The following is a 17,617-nucleotide window of genomic DNA, read 5'->3' as shown; positions in this document are numbered from 1 at the left end:
TCACGGTGCCGCCGGCGTGAGGGATACGGTCCGCCCGCTGGTCGTGATCCGGACGCCAAGCGCCAGACGCAACGCGGCGAGCACTTCGTCCAACGACTGCGCCGCAAAGCGCGCCGTGAGGCGCCGCTGCGCAAGCGCCGGATCCGCCGCGATGGTCACGTCGTACCGCCGTCCGATGGCGGGCAACACCTCGGACAGCGGGCTTTCGTCGAACACCAACTCGCCGCGCATCCAGGCCAATGCCGACGCGACGTCGGACGTGACCTGCACACCGGACGCGAGGAGCCGTCCGCGCTGTCCGGCGTGGAGCAGGGTCGCCCGCTCCACGCGCGGCCGCAGGGTATCCATGAGCGCGACGATCCCCTCTTCGACCGCAACATCCACCGCCGGCAGTTCGGGCCACGCCCGCACCACGAAGCGCGTGCCCACGTCCTCCGCCACCGCGTTGCGTGTCCGCACGCGGAACGGGCGCGTATCGTCATGCACGACATCGAAGTATCCCTCGCCCTCCAGGGCGACGTCGCGCGCACCGCGGCCGAAACTCCCCCCCCAGCGCAACCGGCTGCCGGCGGCGAGCGTCACGCGGGAGCCGTCCGGCAGCTGCGCCGAGACGTCGCGCCCGATGGGCGCCGTGATGGAACCACCGCGGGTCGCCTGCCACGTGGCCACGCCACCGATCATGAGGAACAGGGTAGCGGCCACGGCCGCGACACGGCGCACCCACGGCGCCACGCTTCGACGGCTGGCACTACCGGTCAGGCGGGCACGTCGGGCGGCAAGGTCGTCCTGCGCGGGCGCCTGCAGCCGTGCGGAAAGCGCACGCCACGCGGCGTCGGTGTCGATGGCCTGCGCGGCGCCGAGGGATGCCCGCGGCGCCTCGCGCAGCAGCTGCGCGTCGCGGGGATGTGCGTTCAGCCACGCTTCCACCCTGGCCCGGTCTGCCGGCGACAGATCGCCGGCCAGATACCGGTCAAGAAGCAGTGGGTCAAACTCTGCGTCGTTGGTCATGACGTGGGGTTGAGGTTGGGGAGTAGACACCTCCCTCGCCAAAACCCCCACAACCAGCGCGCCAACTACCCGTCGTCGAGCGCCGCCCGCAGGGCCTTGAGGCCCCGCCCCAGCTGATTCTCCACTCCCTTGACCGAGATGCCGAGGATGCGCGCGATCTCGGCATAGCTCAATCCCCCGTGCCAGCGCATCACCATGACCTGGGCGAGGCGGGGCGGCAGGGCGGCCATGGCCGCGTCGACTCGCGTCCGCGCCTCGCGTGCCTCGAGTGCGGTATCGGCCCGCTGCGGGGGGGGATGCAGGGCCCGCACGCTGTCGTGCGCCTCGTCATCGGCCCATCGCTGCTCGACCGCGTCGCGCCGACGCACGTTGAGTGCGCGGCTGCGAACTGCCGCGAACAGGTAGGAGGGCACACTGCCGGTGACGACCCATTCGGCGCGCCGCTCCCACAGCGCCAGGAACACGTCCTGCACCAGCTCCTCGGCGCGGGCCGTGTCGCCGACATATCGAGCGCCGAACGCCAGCAACGGCGCATGCATGGCGCGAAAGAGCGACTCAAACGCCTCGAGGTCACCAGCACGGACGCGCTGAACGCAGTTGTTGGGCAGCTCACGCACGCGGCTGCAGATCCTGGGGGAACGGCACGCGGGCAAGCTAGACGCGGCCAAGGTTGCACGTCAACGGGCGGGAGCGGCGCGCTGCGCCCGCTGCACCACCGGATTCCGCGAGGGGCCCCGGTCTCCCGCCTCACGTTCACCACGTCGTTGCCGGTGGTGTCACGCGCCACACGTACGCCTCCGCTCGCTCCCTGGGCACGTGGCTCGGCAGCGTGCCCATGACGATCACCATCTCCCCCTCGTCGTACCGGTTCCTGGCGTCGGGTGGGAGCACCACGCCGTTGCCGTCGACCACGATGGCGGTAGGCCGCGTGGCGAGGCGCTCCGGATTGGCCGCGGCAGAACGCCGGCCCGGATGCGTCTGGTGGTGGCGCCCCGTGGACCGCTCCGCAGACGGTGTGGTCCAGAACCGAGCCTGACCGGCGTCATGCCGACACCACCGTCGTGAGGAAAGTGAACGCGAGTGAACGCGACGGAACGTCGGCGATCAGGGCACTGGACGGCGATAGAGCCCCACGAGCACGCCCTTGGCACGCACGCGCCCCGCCATGGCGCGCATGACCGCCTCACGGGTGGCCGCGGCAGACATGGCCGTAGGTTGGATGTTGAGCATCGTGTCGAGTGCGTACAGCTCGAACACGTAATGGTGCGCCGGGCCGGTGGCGGCGGCCGCCGGGCCACGATAGTACGGACCGCTCACGCTGATCTGTCGCGTCCCGTCGGCCAGCTGCGCCCCGCTTGGCACCCCCTCGGGCAACCCCGTTGCCGTGCCGGGAATGTTCCACACGAGCCAGTGCAGCGTGTCGTCGGTGCCGTCACCCTGCGCCGCATCGGCATCGTGCACCAGCAGCACGAAGCTGCGGGTGGAGTCGGGTGCGCCGCTCCACGTGAGCGCAGGCGAGACATCGCGTCCGGGCTGGGCGTGGCGCGCGGGGATGCTGCCCCCGTCGGGGAAGGCCGGCGTGGTGAGCGTGAGTACCCGCAAGGGGACGCGCGATTGCGCGGTGGCCGTGTGCACCGGCACCGCGAGTGCCAGCATGCTCATCGCGCAGCACGCCCGCAGCGCGACTGTCGCCAGCCGGACCCGGAAGAGGGGGCGGCTCACTTGTATGACGCCGGCTGGCCGCGACGCCACGCGTCGTAGCGGGTGCGCAGCGTCTTCACGGGGTTGAGATTCTCCCCCGGCTTGATGGCGTTGGGGCCCGGTTGATTGGGCTGCGCCACCGTGAGGTAGAGCGCGTACGTGCCGTTGCTGTGCGAGTCGCCGCTGCTGTCGGTGCGGTTGGCCATGAGGATGTAGGCGATGTACGACGTGCGCCCCTCGCAGGCGATGGCGGGTTTGCTGCCGTCCGCCGGCAACGGAGGGCACACGCAGCGGCTGTCCCCGCCGAACCGGTCGGCCGTCTCCAGCGCCGCCATCACCCGGTCCGTGAGCGCGCCCTGCGTGTGCACGAACGCACGGACCGCATTGGGGATCACGTCACCGGTGCGCAGGATGTTGCCCTGGATGGAGTAGTAGATCTGCGTGCCGGGCACCTGTCCCTGGATGTCCTGTGTGACGTAGCCGTTGGACAGACCGGAGTGTCCGGCGGTACGCCCCGTGAGGTCCACAATGCCGAACTGTCGCGACTGAAAGGCGGGATCGGCCGACAGCATCTCGATGATGCGCGCCGGGTCGGTGCCTTTCTGCAACTCGCGATACACGAGCATCTGGTTGGCATGGGTGCCGTCGACGCCGGCCTGGCAGGCCGCTACCCCCTTGCCGGGCACGACGACGGCCTGAATGCCCATGAGAAAGGCATCGTCACGGTCCACGCAGGTGGCCGAGGCAATGACGACGCGGCCGGTGGCCATGTCCACGGCGATGACCGACCAGGTGGCATGCGCCGCGCGGGGCAGCAGCAGACAGGTCAGGGCTACGAGGAATCGGGTGAGGAATCGCATGCGGCATAAGAGGCAGCCTGCGCCCGGGTTCGTCAACGACGGCCGCCCGCGGCTGGGTACGGCACCTGTTGCCGATCGCGCGGTTGTGTCGGGGAATGCACCACAGCACGACCTCCTCCGGCTGATGGTTTGTGCGCCCGGCGTGGGCGACAGTTCACGAAACGCCCGGAGGAGTCATGCGCTATCCATACCGATCGATCCACACGTCCGCCATGCTGTTGGCGGGTGTCCTGCTGCTGAGTTCGCTTCCCACGACCATGGCGGCGCAGGGGGGCGGCATGATGGGGCGCGGCCGAGGCCGCGGGATGATGGGGGATTCCACCGCGGCCGCGGTGATGCCCATCGTGCACGACCTCATGACCAACCATCAGAAGTTGCGGCGCACCGTGACGGTCCTGCCCAACGGCGTGCGCACGGTGACGGAGTCGGACGACTCGAGCATGGTGGCGCAGCTGCAGGCGCACGTGGCCACCACCGGCGTGCTGATGGCCAAGTCGCAGGATCTCAACGTACCGCCAGCCTCACCCACGCTGCGTCAGCTGCTCGCGCGGGGCGCGACCGTCACGCGTGTCGTGGAGCACACCCGCACGGGGGTGATCGTGACCGAGACCTCGACCGACAGCACGAGCGTGGCGCTGCTGCAGGCACACGCGGCAGAGGTCACGGAGCTGGTGAACCGCGGCATGGCGGCCATGCACGACAAGATGATGCAGCGCATGCGGCCGCCGCCGAGGTGAAACACCAGTAGTTTACCCGGGACGATGGTTTCCACCCTGTCCCGGCTCGACATGACCCGCCCCTGTCTGGCGCGCCACGTACGCGGCATTGCCGCCGCCTGCGCGGCGCTGGTGCTCCTTCCCCTCGCGCCTGCAACACGTCCCCTCGCAGCGCAAACGCGCGGCGGCGTGATTCCCGGCATCGAGGTGCTGCTGTCGGATTCGCTGCACCTGGTGCGCGGCAAGCGGGTGGGGCTGATCACGAATCACTCCGGGCGTGATCGACAGGGCACAAGCAGCATCGACCTGCTCTTCAAGGCGCCGGGCGTTTCGCTCACCGCCCTCTTCGGCCCCGAGCATGGCATTCGGGGCGCTGCGCGCGCCGGCGAAAAGATTGCGAACAGCGTGGACGGCAAGACGGGCGTGAAGGTCTATTCGCTGTATGGCACCGTGGAGACGCCCACCCCGGAGATGCTCGACGAGGTGGATGTGCTGGTGTACGACATTCAGGACGTGGGCGCCCGCGTGTACACGTACCCGTGGACGCTGGCGCTGACCGCGGCGGCAGCGGGGAAGCCGATCATCGTGCTCGACCGTCCCAACCCCATTCGCGCCGACCGGTTCGAAGGCAACATCCTCGACCTGCGCTTCCGCTCCCTCGTGGGCCAGCACGCGGTGGCCCTGCGCTACGGACTCACCGTGGGAGAGCTCATGCGCTTTCTCGTGGGCACCAGGGCGCTCACCGCCACGGTGACCGTGGTGCCCATGAAGCACTACCGTCGGGCCATGTGGTTCGACGAAACGGGGCTACCACGGGTGAACCCTTCACCCAACCTGCGCACGCCCGACGCCGAACTGCTGTATCCAGGCACCGTGTTCTTCGAGGGCACGAATGCTACGGAGGGGCGCGGCACCGACGCACCGTTCCAGCTCATCGGCGCCGACTACCTCACGGACCACGTGGCGCTCGCCGGGCGCCTCAACGCCCTCAAGCTGGGGGGGGTGCGATTCGACACGGCCACGCGCACCATCGCCCCGGGGTACAAGTTCGCCGGCAAGACGATCCCCATGATCAAGGTGGTGGTGACCGACCGCAACGCCGTGCGTCCGGTCGAAGTTGGCGTGCGGCTGCTGCGGGCCTTCCGGGCGGCGCACCCCACGGAGTTCGCGTGGCGCGAACCCACGGTGAATGCGCCCACACGCGTCCGCGGCATCGACCGCCTCGCCGGCACGGATGCGCTCACGAAGGCCGTCGACGACGGCACCATCGAACTGCTGCTCCGGCAGTGGAACGCCGACGCCATGAAGTTCGAGGCGAGCGTGAAGCCGTATCTGCTCTATCGCTGACCGTCCGCCGCTGCGCGTGCGCCACCCGCCGCCTCGTCGAGCAGACGCCACGCGGCGGGGTCACGCGTCGCGACAGGTCGGATCTCCTCGAGGGCTGGCGCGAAGAGCGGCAACTGCTCCGCATCGGCAAAGAGCCGTTCGAAGTCGGGCGGGCGGAAGGCACGCGCCAGGCGGGTCGCGAAGGTGCGCCGCAGCAACGACGCGTAGTACACCGCGTCGTAGTCGCGCGGATCATCATCCACATACGCTTCGCCGTCGAGTTCGTCGATGACCCGTCCCCTCCCACCGGCGGCCCGATAGACGCGCACGCGATCACCGGCACGCCATGTGCCGCCTCGGCACTGCCACACGGCTTCATAGGCAAACTCCCGTCGCGAGTGGCGCGTCCGTTCGTACATCTCGGGCGACTTGCGCAGTTGCACCCGCGCCGCCACGGCAAGCGTCGGCAGCCGGCGTGTGTGGAGGGCGTCGCGTGTCTCCAGATAGGCGGCGCGCACGCCGGGCACATCGTGGGCCAGCAGGCGGGCGATGGCCACGCGCAGGAACTCCTCCCCGAACGGCTCGGCGCGACTCGAACGAAACGCCACGCCCTTGAGCAGCAACCGCCCGTCGGAGGTCAGCAGCGCGTAGTTCTTGGCTTCGTGCGACAGCATCGCCGCATATCGTCCTTCCAGCTCGAGCTGCACGAGCGGTGGCAGGAGGGCAGCGACTTCGGCCACCACCCGCTGCTCGTCGGCCTCGCTCCACGTGTCGGGCACGGCGAAGTACACGCCGTCGGTGTCGGCCTCGATGAGTTCCACCCCGCGCTGGGCCAGCGCCTGGCACATGAGGCGCAGCGTCTCCCGTCCCTGCCGCGTGACGTCGTTGGCCGCATGCACATCGGCAAAGCGGGTGAGTCCGTCGCTGGCGGCGAGATAGCCGTAGGCCGAATTGACCACCAGCTTCATGGCAGCCGACACCGCCTCGTAGGTGAATCGCTCGTCGGAGTGCGGCGCCGCGGCCTTGGCACGCGCCTTGGCCGCCAGACGCTGCTCCACCAGCCCGTCCACGAGCGTGAGCAGTGCCTGCAGATGATCGCGCGCAGGGCCGATGCGATAGGCGCGCATGAGTGACGGGTAGAGGCTGGCCACATCCACCTTCACGACCCGGTGCAGCGCTCCAACCGTGAAGAGATGGAGGGCGGCGCCGCTGTGCACGGTATCGTCCCCGGTCGCGTAGGCGGGGAGTGCCTGCCCCGCGCGCAGGTAGGCACGCACGAGCAGCGGATCGATGACGCCGGTGGCCGGTCCGGCGTCGGCCAGCCGTTCGTAGCGACGTGGCGCCATGCCGGCGAGCGCGAAGGCGGCGCCCCCCAGGAGGCGGGACAGGGCGGCGACCTCGGTGACGTCGGCGCTCGCGTAACGTCGCACGCGGGCGGGATCGCGCTGGTACACGGCATGGATGCGATCGCCGCGAATGCGTTCCCGGGCAGGGGCCGCAACCCGAAAGTGCTGTGCCACAGCCTTGAGGCCGTAGCTTGGCAGCTCGCGCACGGCAAAGTCGTAGCGGCGCACCGCATCGAGCGTGTCGATGCATTCCCGTCCGGGCACGATATACCGTACCCGACGGTCACCGCCGCCGGTCAGCCGCTCATCGTCGGCAACCACGCCGCGCATGGCCGCGCGCTCCACCAGATCGGTGTGCGCGAGACGCCCCATCGAGAGCGGCACCCCCAGCCGTCGCGCGCGCTGTCGCAGGAACGGGAGATCGAATCCGTGCAGGTTGTGGTTCTCGATGACGTCGGGATCGAGCGCGCGAACGCGCTGCACGAAGCGGCCGATGAGCGCCGCTTCCGCGGTATCGCCCTCGCCTTCCGCCTCCAGCAGCTCGACCGTGCCGTCGGGGGCACCCAGGGCGATGAGAAAGATGCGATCGGTGCGCGCATCGAGCCCGGTGGTTTCGAGGTCGAACTGCAAGCGCCGCAGCTGCGCGAACGTCAGCCCCCGGAAGTACGTACGACCGCTGGCCACGAGATACTGCTCCTCGGCCGGCAGCACATGGCGCATCTCGCGCGGCAGCTGCGACAGATGCGTACAGCGGCGCCCCAGTCCGCGCGCGGCCCCGCGACAAACGACCCGTTCGAGCTCCGACCACGAATCGTGCGAAACGAGCCATCGCAGCGCGCCCGGCCCCTGCAGTTCGCAGGCAGCGAGTCCGTCTCCCGGTACGGGTGGGGCGTCGAGGCGGCGCACCGCATGCGAGCCCCCCGACGCCCGCAGCGCGTCGAGCGACGCAAGCAGGAGCCACGGGCGGAATGGCACCGTTTCCGTGCACAGCAGCCCGTCGCCGTCACGACGCCACACGGTGACCTGTCCATCGCCGCTGGCCCACACCGACACGATGCCCGGTGTCGGATCCCACCCCCACAACCAGTCGCTGGCCGTCAGGAGGCGTTGCTCACGAGGTCCAGCTGCCGGTCAGGCGCTGCCATGGAATCATGGCGGCCACCAGCAGCAGCGTCACGGCGGTGCCGACCAGCGCCTTTTTCGCCTGGGCCTCGCTGCTCCCCGCCTTGCGCACCAGCACGCTGGTCACGGTTGCGGTGATCACGGCCGCAAGCATGAGTGTGGGATGCTCGACCACGAGCCGTCGAAGCGCCGCATCTTTCATGGTCTCTCCCATGGTCGATCGGGCCGCCGAAACGGCCGGACTGACGAACCACAGCGCCAGCCCCGCCACCAGCTGCAGGTGCACCAGCAGCGTGAGGCGGCGCACCCAGGCGGTTTCCGGCACACTCCAGGTGGTGCGCGCGCCCAGCGCCTTCACGATGACGAAGAAACCGGTGCCGAGCACCAGCCAGGCGAGCACGTTGTGGAGCTTGAGCAGGATCTCGTACATCACACGGTCCGGATGGAAGACGTGGGTGGCGTGGCGCGGGTGAGGGTGTACACGAAGTCGCAGTGTGAGGCGCCGCCCATGATGGTCTGCGTGCGCGTAAAGGACACGTCGGGATTGAAGCCGCCAATGAGCGCGGCGTCGCGATTACACGAGAGAATGGCGCCGAGTTCCGGGATGCCCAACTCCCGGTACATCTCGGCGTAGCGGCAGCGCGTCACGTCGAAGGCGAATCGTTCCGGGGCGGACTCGCGCACGGTGATGTGCAGCGCGTCGTCGGCCTGCCAGCGATCGAGCGTGCCCTCGAAGTGCCGGAGCGAACAGCCGCCGACCGCCTGCGCCAATTCCTCCCCCTGCTCGTGCGCCAGCGCGACGATGACATCGCGCGCCACCGCCAGCACCTCGTCGCGGCCGAAACGGGTGCCGAGGGCGTCGAGCACCGGCGCGAGCACCCGCGCCTCGATGAGGCGACGGCGCAGCACACCGATCGCGTTGAGTTCGGCGTTGGTGGGAAGGTTCATGGGGTCACTCCGGGACACCGCCGCCCGATTGCGCGGTGGCACCGCCGCCACCCGCGATGCTCTTGAGGGCGAAGTACACCACGCCGGTGAACACCGCGCCCATGACCGCCGCAAAGCCTCGGCTCCGCCGCTTGTCGATGGTGCGCTGCTGCGATTGCGCGACGGTGCGCCAGGGCACCAGCAGATCGCCGCGACGCCACGGCAGTTCATCCCCGTCGACCGTGATGAGGGCGGATGGCTTCATGAGCACGGCCGTGTCGGCCAGCGTGCGCACCACGATGCCGTCCAGCTGCCGCATCTCGAATCCGGCTGCCTCCCGCAGCTGCCTGGCCCCTTCCGCACTGAACACCAACCGCACCTCGGTGCGCGCCGGCACGCTGGCGACGGCCAGTGGCTTGTATGAATAACACCCCGCCACCAGCGAGACGGACGCGGCCAGCACGACGCTTGCGCCACGTGCGGCGAGGGCGCGGCCGGCAACGGTGTGAAGACCAGAGCGAGGCATGGCGCAACGTTAGCCGTTCAACGGTCCCCTCGCCATGGGCGGCACGCCACCGGTGTGTGCTATACGACGGCCTCGGGGAACTCGCCGACGAGCCCGTGCAGGCAGCGCCGGCGTTTTTCCCGCAGCGTGGCCTCGTAGCGGCTTTCATTCACGCTGAACCGCCCACGGCACGCTTCCTCGTGCCACAGATGGTACGCCACGGCGCCGAACTTGAAGTTGCGTCGGCGAATGCCGCTGTGGATGAGCCGCGCGGCCAGCTCACTGTCTTCGCGGCCCCAGCCCACGAAGCTTTCGTCGTAGCCATTCACGAGGCACAGGTCGTCCCGCCAGAATGCCATATGACACCCGCGGGTACGTCGGTTCGGGTCCCGCGGACCGCGGACGAACGGGGCCAGCCATGGCAGATACCAGGCGTTCTGCCGGTTGCGCAAGTCGGCCGCGAACCACGCCACCGCATGCTGTCGGTCGCGCAGCAATGCCTGCGTGAGGTTCGGCCCCAGGAGGCACCGACTCCCCTGCACATAGGCCCCGCGTTGGGCAAAGCGTGCGTGCGCCGCGACGAAGCGCGGATGCAGCACCATGTCCCCGTCAATCTGAATGATGTAGTCGCCCGATGCCCGTCGAATGGCCTCGTTGCGAATGGCGGCCAGGCGAAAGCCCCGATCTTCATGCCACACATGCAGCAAGGGCACGGGGAAATCCGTCTGGTGTGCCGTCACCACGTGCCGCGTGGCCTCGCCGGATCCGTCGTCGGCCACGAGCACCTCGGTCGGCATTTGGCGCTGGGCACGCACACTGCGCAGGACCAGATCGAGCGCCTCAGGCCAGTTGTACGTAGCAATCACGAGGGAAGCACTGGGCACGGATCGGCTCGCGGGCGAACATGGAGAATTGCCGCTGGTGCTGCGGCGTTGGGCCGTTCCGCTCTACCACGCGAATGCTGCGGCCGTCACCAGTATTTTACATCGTGCCCCATTCCCGAAGTTCCCGCCACCCTCGTCTCACATGCCGATTTCCAGAACCTTTTCGTTCGCGCCGATTTCCGGTGCCGCACTTGCGCTGTGTACCGTCGCGAGTGCCGTGATGGCGCAGGGTGCGCCACCGGGAGCCGCCGCACAGCCGCCCGCAACGGGAGGCACCGCGCCGGAATCGGCCGCCGGCGCCCGCCGCGGACCACGGCCCTACGCCCAGGTGATCACGGCACGCGCGCGTACCGATCGTGGAAGCATCACCGTGCATCGGGTCGACGACCGCTGGTTCTTCGAGGTACCCGACTCGCTGGCCGGCCGTGACTTCCTCATGGTGTCCCGCGTGTCGGGGGTGCCGGCCGGTGCCGGTGGGTTTCTCAGCGCCGGCAGTTCGCTGGTCGAGCGACTCGTACGCTGGGAACGCGCGAACGATCGGGTGCTGCTCAAGAGCATCAGCACCGGTGCCGTGGCTGACGATTCGCTGCCCATTGCCCGGAGCGTGGCGCAGAACAACTATCCCGCCATCATCGGCGCTTTCCCCATTGCCGCGTACGGCAAGGACAGTACGTCGTACGTGGTGGATGTCACGGAGTTCTTCGGCAACGACACCCCGGCCACGTCGGGACTGGACGCGGCGCAGCGTCGGGCCTACGGTGTGCGTCGCTTCGATCCGGCGCGCAGCTACATCGCCGGCATGCGCGGCTTCCCCATCAACATCGAAGTCCGGCAGGTGCAGACCTTCGACGCCGCCACCCCGCCGAGCGATGCGGACGGCGCCACGGTCACGATGGAGACACGGCAGTCCCTCGTGCTCCTCCCCAAGGTTCCCATGCGTCCGCGGTTTGCCGACGAGCGCGTGGGCTACTTCTCGGTGGCCCGCGTGAACTACGGGCTCGATGTGCAGAAGGCGGAGCGGGAGGAGTTCATTACCCGCTGGCGCCTCGAACCCAAGGATCCCGCGGCCTACGCCCGCGGCGAACTGGTAGAGCCGGTCAAGCCCATCATCTACTACCTCGATCCGGCAACGCCCATGCGCTGGAGGCGCTATGTGAAGGAAGGGGTGGAGAACTGGCAGCAGGTGTTCGAGAAGGCGGGCTTCAAGAACGCCATCATCGCGCGGGATGCGCCGTCCAAGGCCGACGATCCCGATTTCGACATGGATGACGCGCGCTACAGCATCGTGCGCTGGGCCGCGAGTCTCGTGCGCAACGCCACCGGGCCGCACACCCACGACCCGCGCTCTGGTGAGATCATCAACAGCGAGATCACGTGGTACCACAACCACATGCGCTCCTACCGCAACTGGCTCATTATGGAGACCGGAGCCGCCAACCCGGCGGCCCGCTCGCTCGACATTCCCGAGGAGCTCATGGGCGAGACGATGCGTCAGGTCATCACCCACGAGATCGGCCACGCGCTGGGGCTGCAGCACAACATGATTGCGTCGGCCTCCTTCCCGGTGGACTCGCTGCGCAGCCCGAGCTTCACGCGCGTGTACGGCGTGAGTGCCACCATCATGGACTACGCGCGCCAGAATTACGTGGCGCAGCCGGGTGACGGGCTCCAGCCCAAGGACTTCATCCGACGCGTTGGTCCGTTCGACGATTTCGCCATCAACTGGGGCTATCGGGTGACGAACGCCCCTACCGCCGAGGCAGAACGCGTCATACTCAATCGGTGGCTGACGCAGCAGAGCGGCCCGTTCCCCTATCGCTTCGCGTCGCAGCAGCTCGCCGCCGGTGATCCGCGCAACCAGACGGAGGACCTTGGCGACGATCCGCTCAAGGCCACCACCTATTCCACGGCGAACTACAAGCGCGTCCTGCCCAACCTGGCGGCGTGGACAGCGACCCCGGGCGCCGATTTCACCGAACTCCGCGAGCTGTACGAGGAAACCGTGGGGCGCTGGTTCGGCAACATCAACCACGTGGCCACCGTGGTCGGCGGCGTGGAGGTGGACCTCAAGGTCGCGGAGCAACCCGGCGCGGTGTTTCGCGTGGTACCAAGCGCACGGCAGAAGGCGGCCCTCACGTTCATCGGCAATCAGATCTTCGACGCCCCGGAGTGGTTGGCCCCCACCAGCATCATCACCCGCATCGGCCCGTCGAACGTGGTCGGCACACGCGCCGCCGGCGTCGTCAGCAGTCTCCTCTCCCCCGCTCGGCTCGGCCGGCTCGCGGAAGCCGAGCGGTACGACGCTGGCAACGCCTATCCGCTGGCGGAGTACATGACCGACCTGCGGCGGGCGCTATTCCCCGGGGCGCGGGCCGATGCGCATCGGCGCGCGCTGCAGCGGGTCTATCTGCAGCGACTGGAGGCGCTCATTGCCCCGCCCGCAGCGGCTCCAGCTTCGGGACCGGGCGGTGGTGGATTCGGCGGGGGGCAAGCGGCTCGCTACACCCCGTTCGTCTCCGCTCCCAGCGTGCCGCAGAGCGACCTGCCGGCGCTCGCCCGGGCACAGCTGCGCTCCGTCCAGAGTGATGCGCGCCGCTTTGCCAGCGCCGCCACCTCACCCACGCTTCAGGCACACTGGGCGGACGTGGCTGCACGCGCGGCGGCCATCCTCGACAGCGACAAGTAACGCCCCCACGTATCCCACGTGATGGAGCGGCTACTTGGCCAGCCGCTCCATCGTGGACTCAAAGAGGGCGCGCAGAGCGTCGTCGCCACTCAACCGCAACGTCATGGCGCTGACTTGCGCCGGCGTGAACCCGTGCGCCTTGAGCGTATCCGCGCGGAGCGCCCGGTGTTTGGTGCGAAGCTCGGCCTGTGTTTCCACCTTCTTGTTGCGCGGCTCCGCCAATTCGGCCTGCTCCCGGTCGCGCAGCCCGTTCAGCGCGAGCTGCAGCTTGGCGAAGGATTCAATGGCCTGCCGCGTGCTGTCGGGTACCGCGGCGGGCACCACTGGCGCGGCTTTGGCGGGCGGCGGCGAACCCACTGGGGGCTGAGCGTCGAGCGTCGCCCCGGCTAGGGAGAGCACCGCGCTCGCAAGCACGATCGGCAGCAAGGTGTGGGGGGAGGCGGTCATGGGACAGGAACTTCCGGATCGGTGGCCGGTCCGTCAATGGAGGGGCGGTCTTTGCCCCATACCGCTGCGTCCGATTGCGGGTTTCTTGCGCCCTGTCCCTCCACCCCGCACCTTCCCTCTACAGGTAGGCGCTGCAAAGTCGATTTTCGCGACATCACGTACTGAGGTGCGGCATGAAGATGCTGTCCGCGCTGGCTGTGACGCTTTCCGTTGCCCTGCTGTCCCCTCCCCCCGGCATCGCGCGTCCCAACCCTCGCCCCGAAGCTGCTGGCGCAGCGCCCCGCAATCCGGCGGCCATTCATCCCGTACTCCGCCGGGCCGGCACGACGCGCGCGCCCGCCCGGCTCGCGCCGGCGGCGCTCAACGGGGTCGTGAAGCAGTACTGCGGCAAGTGCCACAACGACACCATGAAGCGCGGCAACCTCACCCTGTCGCGCTTCGACGTCGCGTCGCCGTTCGCCCAGGCCGATATCGCCGAGCGCATGGTGGCCAAGTTGCGCACCGGCATGATGCCGCCGGTGGGGTCGGCGCGTCCGGTGGGCGATACGCTCGACGCGCTCGTGATGGAGCTCGAAACGCGCCTCGATTCGGTGGCGACCATCGATCCCGATCCCGGCCGCCGCACTTTTCAGCGACTCAATCGGGCCGAGTATCAGGCGGCGGTGAAGCAGCTGCTGGGGGTGGAAATCGATGCGGCACAGTATCTGCCCCCCGATACAAAGAGCGACAACTTCGACAACATTGCCGATGTGCAGGCGCTTTCGCCCACGCTGCTCGGTGCCTATCTGCGCGCGGCCGGCGACATCAGCTGGCTCGCCGTGGGTAATCCGCGCGCCAGCGCCGGCGCCACGACCTATACCATGCCGAAGCTGGCGTCGCAGACGGCGCACGTGGAAGGGGCACCGTTCGGGACCCGCGGCGGCATGGTGGTGACCCACCTCTTCCCGGCCGATGGGGAGTATCGTTTCGGTGTCAACTTCTTCCACGAGACCACGGGCGCGTTCGCGGGCGGTCTCGCCCGCGGGGAGGCGCTCGAAATCGCGATCGACGGCGAGCGCGTGGCGTTGGTAGAGATCGACCGGTTCATGCACGCCTCCGATCCGAACGGCGTGGCGCAGGGTGCCCCACCGGTGCGCGTCACCGCCGGGCCGCACAAGGTGTCGGCCGCGTTCGTGCCGCCGCGCTTTCAGGGCGTCGTGCAGGATCTCATTTCGCCACTCAAGTACTCGCTCAACAGCACCTCCAACGCCGTGGCGTACGGCTTTACGCTGCTGCCGCACTTGCGTGAGCTCACCATCACGGGGCCCTATGCGCCGAGCGGGGTGAGCGATTCGCACATTCGGCGCCGGCTGTTCAGCTGTCACCCCACGACCGCCGCGGCGGAGCGGCCGTGCGCGCTGTCGATCGTCAACCGGCTGGGCACGCAGGCATATCGCCGCCCACTCACGGACGAGGATCGTGGGGGACTCATGGCGCTGTACGACGCCGAGCGGACACGCGGCGGCAATTTCGAACAGGGCGTGCGCCTGGCGCTCGAGGGCATGCTGGCGAGCCCCGATTTCGTCTTCCGCTTCGAGCGTGCCCCCAGCACCGCGCCGAAAAGCGGGCGGTACGCGTTGCGTGATATCGATCTGGCGTCGCGACTCAGTTTTTTCCTCTGGTCTGCGCCCCCCGACGACGCCTTGCTCACCGTGGCGGCTCGTGGCGCGCTGTCCCAACCGGGTGGTCTCGAGCGCGAAGTGAAGCGCATGCTGGCCGACCCGCGCGCCCACGCGCTCTCGACCCGCTTCGCGGCGCAGTGGCTGCGGCTGCCCGATCTGGACGTGGTCACCCCGGACATTCGACAGTATCCCGACTTCGACGAACAGCTTCGCACGGCCATGCGCCGCGAGACCGAGTTGTTCTTCGATGATCTCGTGCGGCGGGACCGACCGGTGCTCGACCTGTATCGCGCCGACTACACCTTCGTGAACGAACGGTTGGCGCAGCACTACGGCATGAAGCAGGTGGTGGGGCCAGCCTTCCGCCGCGTGTCGTATCCCGACGCAACGCGTCGCGGGCTGCTCTCGCACGCCAGTATCCTCACGCTCACCTCGCACGCCACCCGCACCTCGGCGGTGGACCGTGGCAAGTGGGTCATGGAAGTGCTGCTCAACAGCCCGCCGCCGCCGCCACCGCCAGGGGTGCCAGACCTCGAGGCCACGCCCGGCACCGATGGGGGCCGTCCGCTCACCGTGCGCGAGCGCATGGAGCAGCATCGCAAGAACCCCTCGTGCAGCAGCTGCCACAAGATGATGGACCCCATTGGCCTGGCGCTCGAGCAGTACGACGCGACGGGCAAGGTGCGGCTGCGCGACAACGGCATGCCCATCGACTCGAGGGGCGATCTCTGGGACGGCAGCACCGCCTCCAACGCCGTGCAACTGCAAACGGCGCTGCTGCGGCGGGAGGAGGCGCTCATGCGCACCTTCACCCGCAACCTCATGGCGTATGCGGTGGGCCGTCGGATGGAAGCCACCGACATGCCCAGTGTGCGGCGCATTGTGCGCGACGCCGGGCGCCAGCAGCACCGCATGTCGGCGTACATCATGGGTGTCGTGAAGAGTCCCGCCTTCCGCATGCAGAAGATCGAGTCGTCTCCCACTGTCGAAAGCGGCGCCTCCGGCGCGGCCTCACTCCATCGCTGAGTCCCATCATGGCCAACCTCCTCCGCCAGCCGCTGCCACGACGTACGTTCCTCAAGGGAATGGGCACCATGGTGGCGCTGCCCTATCTCGAGGCCATGATGCCGGTGCACGCCATGGGGCGCATCGGCCATGCCGCCAACCCCACGCGCCTGCTGGCGCTGGAAATGGTGCACGGGGCGGCCGGGTGCGCGCCCTTCGGGCTCACCGAGCATCTCTGGTCGCCGCCCACGACCGGACGCGCCTTCGATCTCAGCAAGACGTCGCTCTCGCCGCTCGAACCGTGGCGCAAATATCTCACGATCATCAGCAACACCGATGTGCGCATGGCGGAGGCGTACAAGCCGGAAGAGATCGGGGGTGATCACTTCCGGTCGAGTGCGGTGTTCCTCACGCAGTCGCACCCCACGCAAACCGAGGGGTCGAACATCTTTGCCGGCACGTCGCTGGATCAGCTGTACGCCCAGCGCTTCGGACAGGCTACGCCCATTCCCAGCATGCAGCTGTGCATCGAGCCGCTCGACCGTGCGGGCGGGTGTGCGTACGGCTATTCCTGCATGTATACGGACTCGATCAGCTGGAGCTCTCCGACGGAGCCGCTGCCGATGATCCGCGACCCACGGGTGGCGTTCGAACAGCTGTTCGGGGCGGGCGGCACGCCGGAAGAGCGCGCGGCTCGCAATCGCAGCACCGGCAGCATTCTCGACTGGATCACCGGACGGGTCGCGCAACTCAATCGCGAACTCGGCACCGCCGACCGCCAGCGCATGGGGCAGTATCTCGAGCACGTTCGCGAGATCGAGCGGCGCATCCAGCAGGTGGAAGCGCGAAACCAGTCGGGCGAGGAGCGTGAACTGGCCGGTGCTCCTGCCGGCGTGCCGGACAGCTTCGGGGATCACGTGAAGCTGATGTTCGACCTGCAGGTGCTGGCGCTGCAGGCCGACATGACGCGCGTCTTCTCCTTCAAGATGGGGCGCGACGCCTCGGCGCGTGTGTACCCGGACAGCGGGGTCATGACCGGCTTCCACCCGGCCTCGCACCACGGCAACAATCCGGCGCGCGTGAAGGAGTTCGCCGAGATCAACCGGTACCATGTGAGCCTCCTGCCCTACCTGCTGGAGAAGCTCCGGACGACGATGGATGGCGACGTGCCGCTCCTCGATCGCACGACGATCATTTACGGCTCGCCCATGTCGGACAGCAACACGCACAACCATCGCCGCTGTCCGCTGATCTTCCTCGGCGGTGGCCATGGCGTCGCGTCCGGCAACCAGCACCTCAAGGCCCCCGACGGCACACCCATGGCCAACGCCATGCTCAGTCTCCTGCATCGCATGGGCATGGACGACCTGCAGACGTTCGGCGACAGCACCGGCGAGTTCACCTTCTGAGGCGGGGAGGCACG

The 17,617-nt window shown here is 68.6% G+C and carries 15 protein-coding genes and 1 pseudogene; 5 read left to right on the top strand and 11 right to left on the bottom strand.

What is annotated here, in order from left to right:
- From O9271_RS11600 to O9271_RS11580, 5 genes and pseudogenes are all read right to left on the bottom strand, one after another.
- Window positions 1–1,008 (bottom strand): FecR domain-containing protein, encoded by a 1,008-nt coding sequence (locus tag O9271_RS11600; RefSeq protein WP_298269738.1) that lies wholly within the window; start codon window positions 1,006–1,008, stop codon window positions 1–3.
- 65 nt (window positions 1,009–1,073) lie between these two features.
- Entirely contained in the window at window positions 1,074–1,625 is a 552-nt protein-coding gene (locus O9271_RS11595; RefSeq protein WP_298269736.1) for an RNA polymerase sigma-70 factor, read from the bottom strand.
- A 136-nt stretch (window positions 1,626–1,761) separates the two neighbouring features.
- Window positions 1,762–1,956: pseudogene (locus tag O9271_RS11590) on the bottom strand (fumarylacetoacetate hydrolase family protein); the annotation flags it as partial.
- Between the two features lie 156 nt (window positions 1,957–2,112).
- Entirely contained in the window at window positions 2,113–2,730 is a 618-nt protein-coding gene (locus O9271_RS11585) for a YbhB/YbcL family Raf kinase inhibitor-like protein (protein WP_298269734.1), read from the bottom strand.
- On the bottom strand, window positions 2,727–3,569 hold the full coding sequence (locus O9271_RS11580) for a DUF1028 domain-containing protein (RefSeq protein WP_298269733.1): 843 nt from the start codon (window positions 3,567–3,569) through the stop codon (window positions 2,727–2,729). Before O9271_RS11580 ends, O9271_RS11585 begins: the two co-directional genes overlap by 4 nt.
- 176 nt (window positions 3,570–3,745) lie before the next feature.
- Here O9271_RS11580 and O9271_RS11575 point away from each other — a divergent pair, with 176 nt between their 5' ends.
- The gene (locus tag O9271_RS11575; RefSeq protein ID WP_298269732.1) at window positions 3,746–4,306 is read left to right on the top strand and encodes a hypothetical protein; all 561 of its coding nucleotides are present in this window, start codon (window positions 3,746–3,748) and stop codon (window positions 4,304–4,306) included.
- 24 nt (window positions 4,307–4,330) lie between these two features.
- Window positions 4,331–5,632, top strand: a complete 1,302-nt coding sequence (locus O9271_RS11570; RefSeq protein ID WP_298269731.1) for a DUF1343 domain-containing protein — start codon at window positions 4,331–4,333, stop codon at window positions 5,630–5,632.
- Here the strand turns inward: O9271_RS11570 and O9271_RS11565 are convergent.
- The 5 genes from O9271_RS11565 to O9271_RS11545 are packed head-to-tail and all read right to left on the bottom strand — an operon-like array spanning window position 5,623 to window position 10,395.
- Window positions 5,623–8,010: a DNA polymerase domain-containing protein gene (locus O9271_RS11565; RefSeq protein WP_298269729.1), complete on the bottom strand. Its 2,388-nt coding sequence runs from the start codon at window positions 8,008–8,010 to the stop codon at window positions 5,623–5,625. The genes O9271_RS11570 and O9271_RS11565 overlap by 10 nt on opposite strands.
- Window positions 8,011–8,068: 58 nt before the next feature.
- The gene (locus O9271_RS11560; protein ID WP_298269727.1) at window positions 8,069–8,512 is read right to left on the bottom strand and encodes a hypothetical protein; all 444 of its coding nucleotides are present in this window, start codon (window positions 8,510–8,512) and stop codon (window positions 8,069–8,071) included.
- Window positions 8,509–9,027 carry an L-2-amino-thiazoline-4-carboxylic acid hydrolase gene (locus O9271_RS11555; RefSeq protein WP_298269725.1) on the bottom strand — a complete coding sequence of 173 codons (519 nt, stop codon included), beginning with the start codon at window positions 9,025–9,027 and terminating at the stop codon, window positions 8,509–8,511. Before O9271_RS11555 ends, O9271_RS11560 begins: the two co-directional genes overlap by 4 nt.
- Before the next feature lie 4 nt (window positions 9,028–9,031).
- Window positions 9,032–9,532: a hypothetical protein gene (locus tag O9271_RS11550; protein ID WP_298269723.1), complete on the bottom strand. Its 501-nt coding sequence runs from the start codon at window positions 9,530–9,532 to the stop codon at window positions 9,032–9,034.
- A gap of 59 nt (window positions 9,533–9,591) precedes the next feature.
- Window positions 9,592–10,395 (bottom strand): glycosyltransferase family 2 protein, encoded by an 804-nt coding sequence (locus O9271_RS11545; RefSeq protein ID WP_298269720.1) that lies wholly within the window; start codon window positions 10,393–10,395, stop codon window positions 9,592–9,594.
- 142 nt (window positions 10,396–10,537) lie between these two features.
- Between O9271_RS11545 and O9271_RS11540 the strand changes: the two genes are divergently transcribed.
- Complete coding sequence (locus O9271_RS11540) at window positions 10,538–13,081, top strand: zinc-dependent metalloprotease (RefSeq protein WP_298269717.1); 2,544 nt, start codon at window positions 10,538–10,540, stop codon at window positions 13,079–13,081.
- A gap of 30 nt (window positions 13,082–13,111) precedes the next feature.
- Here O9271_RS11540 and O9271_RS11535 read toward each other — a convergent pair whose 3' ends face one another.
- Window positions 13,112–13,528: a hypothetical protein gene (locus O9271_RS11535; RefSeq protein ID WP_298269715.1), complete on the bottom strand. Its 417-nt coding sequence runs from the start codon at window positions 13,526–13,528 to the stop codon at window positions 13,112–13,114.
- 173 nt (window positions 13,529–13,701) lie between these two features.
- Here O9271_RS11535 and O9271_RS11530 point away from each other — a divergent pair, with 173 nt between their 5' ends.
- Window positions 13,702–16,215, top strand: coding sequence for a DUF1592 domain-containing protein (locus O9271_RS11530; protein ID WP_298269711.1), 2,514 nt, complete (start codon window positions 13,702–13,704; stop codon window positions 16,213–16,215).
- An 8-nt stretch (window positions 16,216–16,223) separates the two neighbouring features.
- Window positions 16,224–17,603: a DUF1552 domain-containing protein gene (locus O9271_RS11525; protein WP_298269706.1), complete on the top strand. Its 1,380-nt coding sequence runs from the start codon at window positions 16,224–16,226 to the stop codon at window positions 17,601–17,603.
- Window positions 17,604–17,617: the final 14 nt, after the last annotated feature.

It is taken from the genome of Gemmatimonas sp. (assembly GCF_027531815.1).
GTDB lineage: Bacteria > Gemmatimonadota > Gemmatimonadetes > Gemmatimonadales > Gemmatimonadaceae > Gemmatimonas.
This window is presented reverse-complemented; position numbering and strand designations above follow the sequence as displayed.

What these genes read in the sequence shown, in the direction of transcription:
- O9271_RS11600 (WP_298269738.1), bottom strand. Translation starts at nt 1,008, where the DNA reads ATGACCAACGACGCAGAGTTTGACCCACTGCTTCTTGACCGGTATCTG.
- O9271_RS11580 (WP_298269733.1), bottom strand. Translation starts at nt 3,569, where the DNA reads ATGCGATTCCTCACCCGATTCCTCGTAGCCCTGACCTGTCTGCTGCTG.
- O9271_RS11575 (WP_298269732.1), top strand. Translation starts at nt 3,746, where the DNA reads ATGCGCTATCCATACCGATCGATCCACACGTCCGCCATGCTGTTGGCG.
- O9271_RS11570 (WP_298269731.1), top strand. Translation starts at nt 4,331, where the DNA reads ATGGTTTCCACCCTGTCCCGGCTCGACATGACCCGCCCCTGTCTGGCG.
- O9271_RS11555 (WP_298269725.1), bottom strand. Translation starts at nt 9,027, where the DNA reads ATGAACCTTCCCACCAACGCCGAACTCAACGCGATCGGTGTGCTGCGC.
- O9271_RS11550 (WP_298269723.1), bottom strand. Translation starts at nt 9,532, where the DNA reads ATGCCTCGCTCTGGTCTTCACACCGTTGCCGGCCGCGCCCTCGCCGCA.
- O9271_RS11540 (WP_298269717.1), top strand. Translation starts at nt 10,538, where the DNA reads ATGCCGATTTCCAGAACCTTTTCGTTCGCGCCGATTTCCGGTGCCGCA.
- O9271_RS11535 (WP_298269715.1), bottom strand. Translation starts at nt 13,528, where the DNA reads ATGACCGCCTCCCCCCACACCTTGCTGCCGATCGTGCTTGCGAGCGCG.
- O9271_RS11530 (WP_298269711.1), top strand. Translation starts at nt 13,702, where the DNA reads ATGAAGATGCTGTCCGCGCTGGCTGTGACGCTTTCCGTTGCCCTGCTG.
- O9271_RS11525 (WP_298269706.1), top strand. Translation starts at nt 16,224, where the DNA reads ATGGCCAACCTCCTCCGCCAGCCGCTGCCACGACGTACGTTCCTCAAG.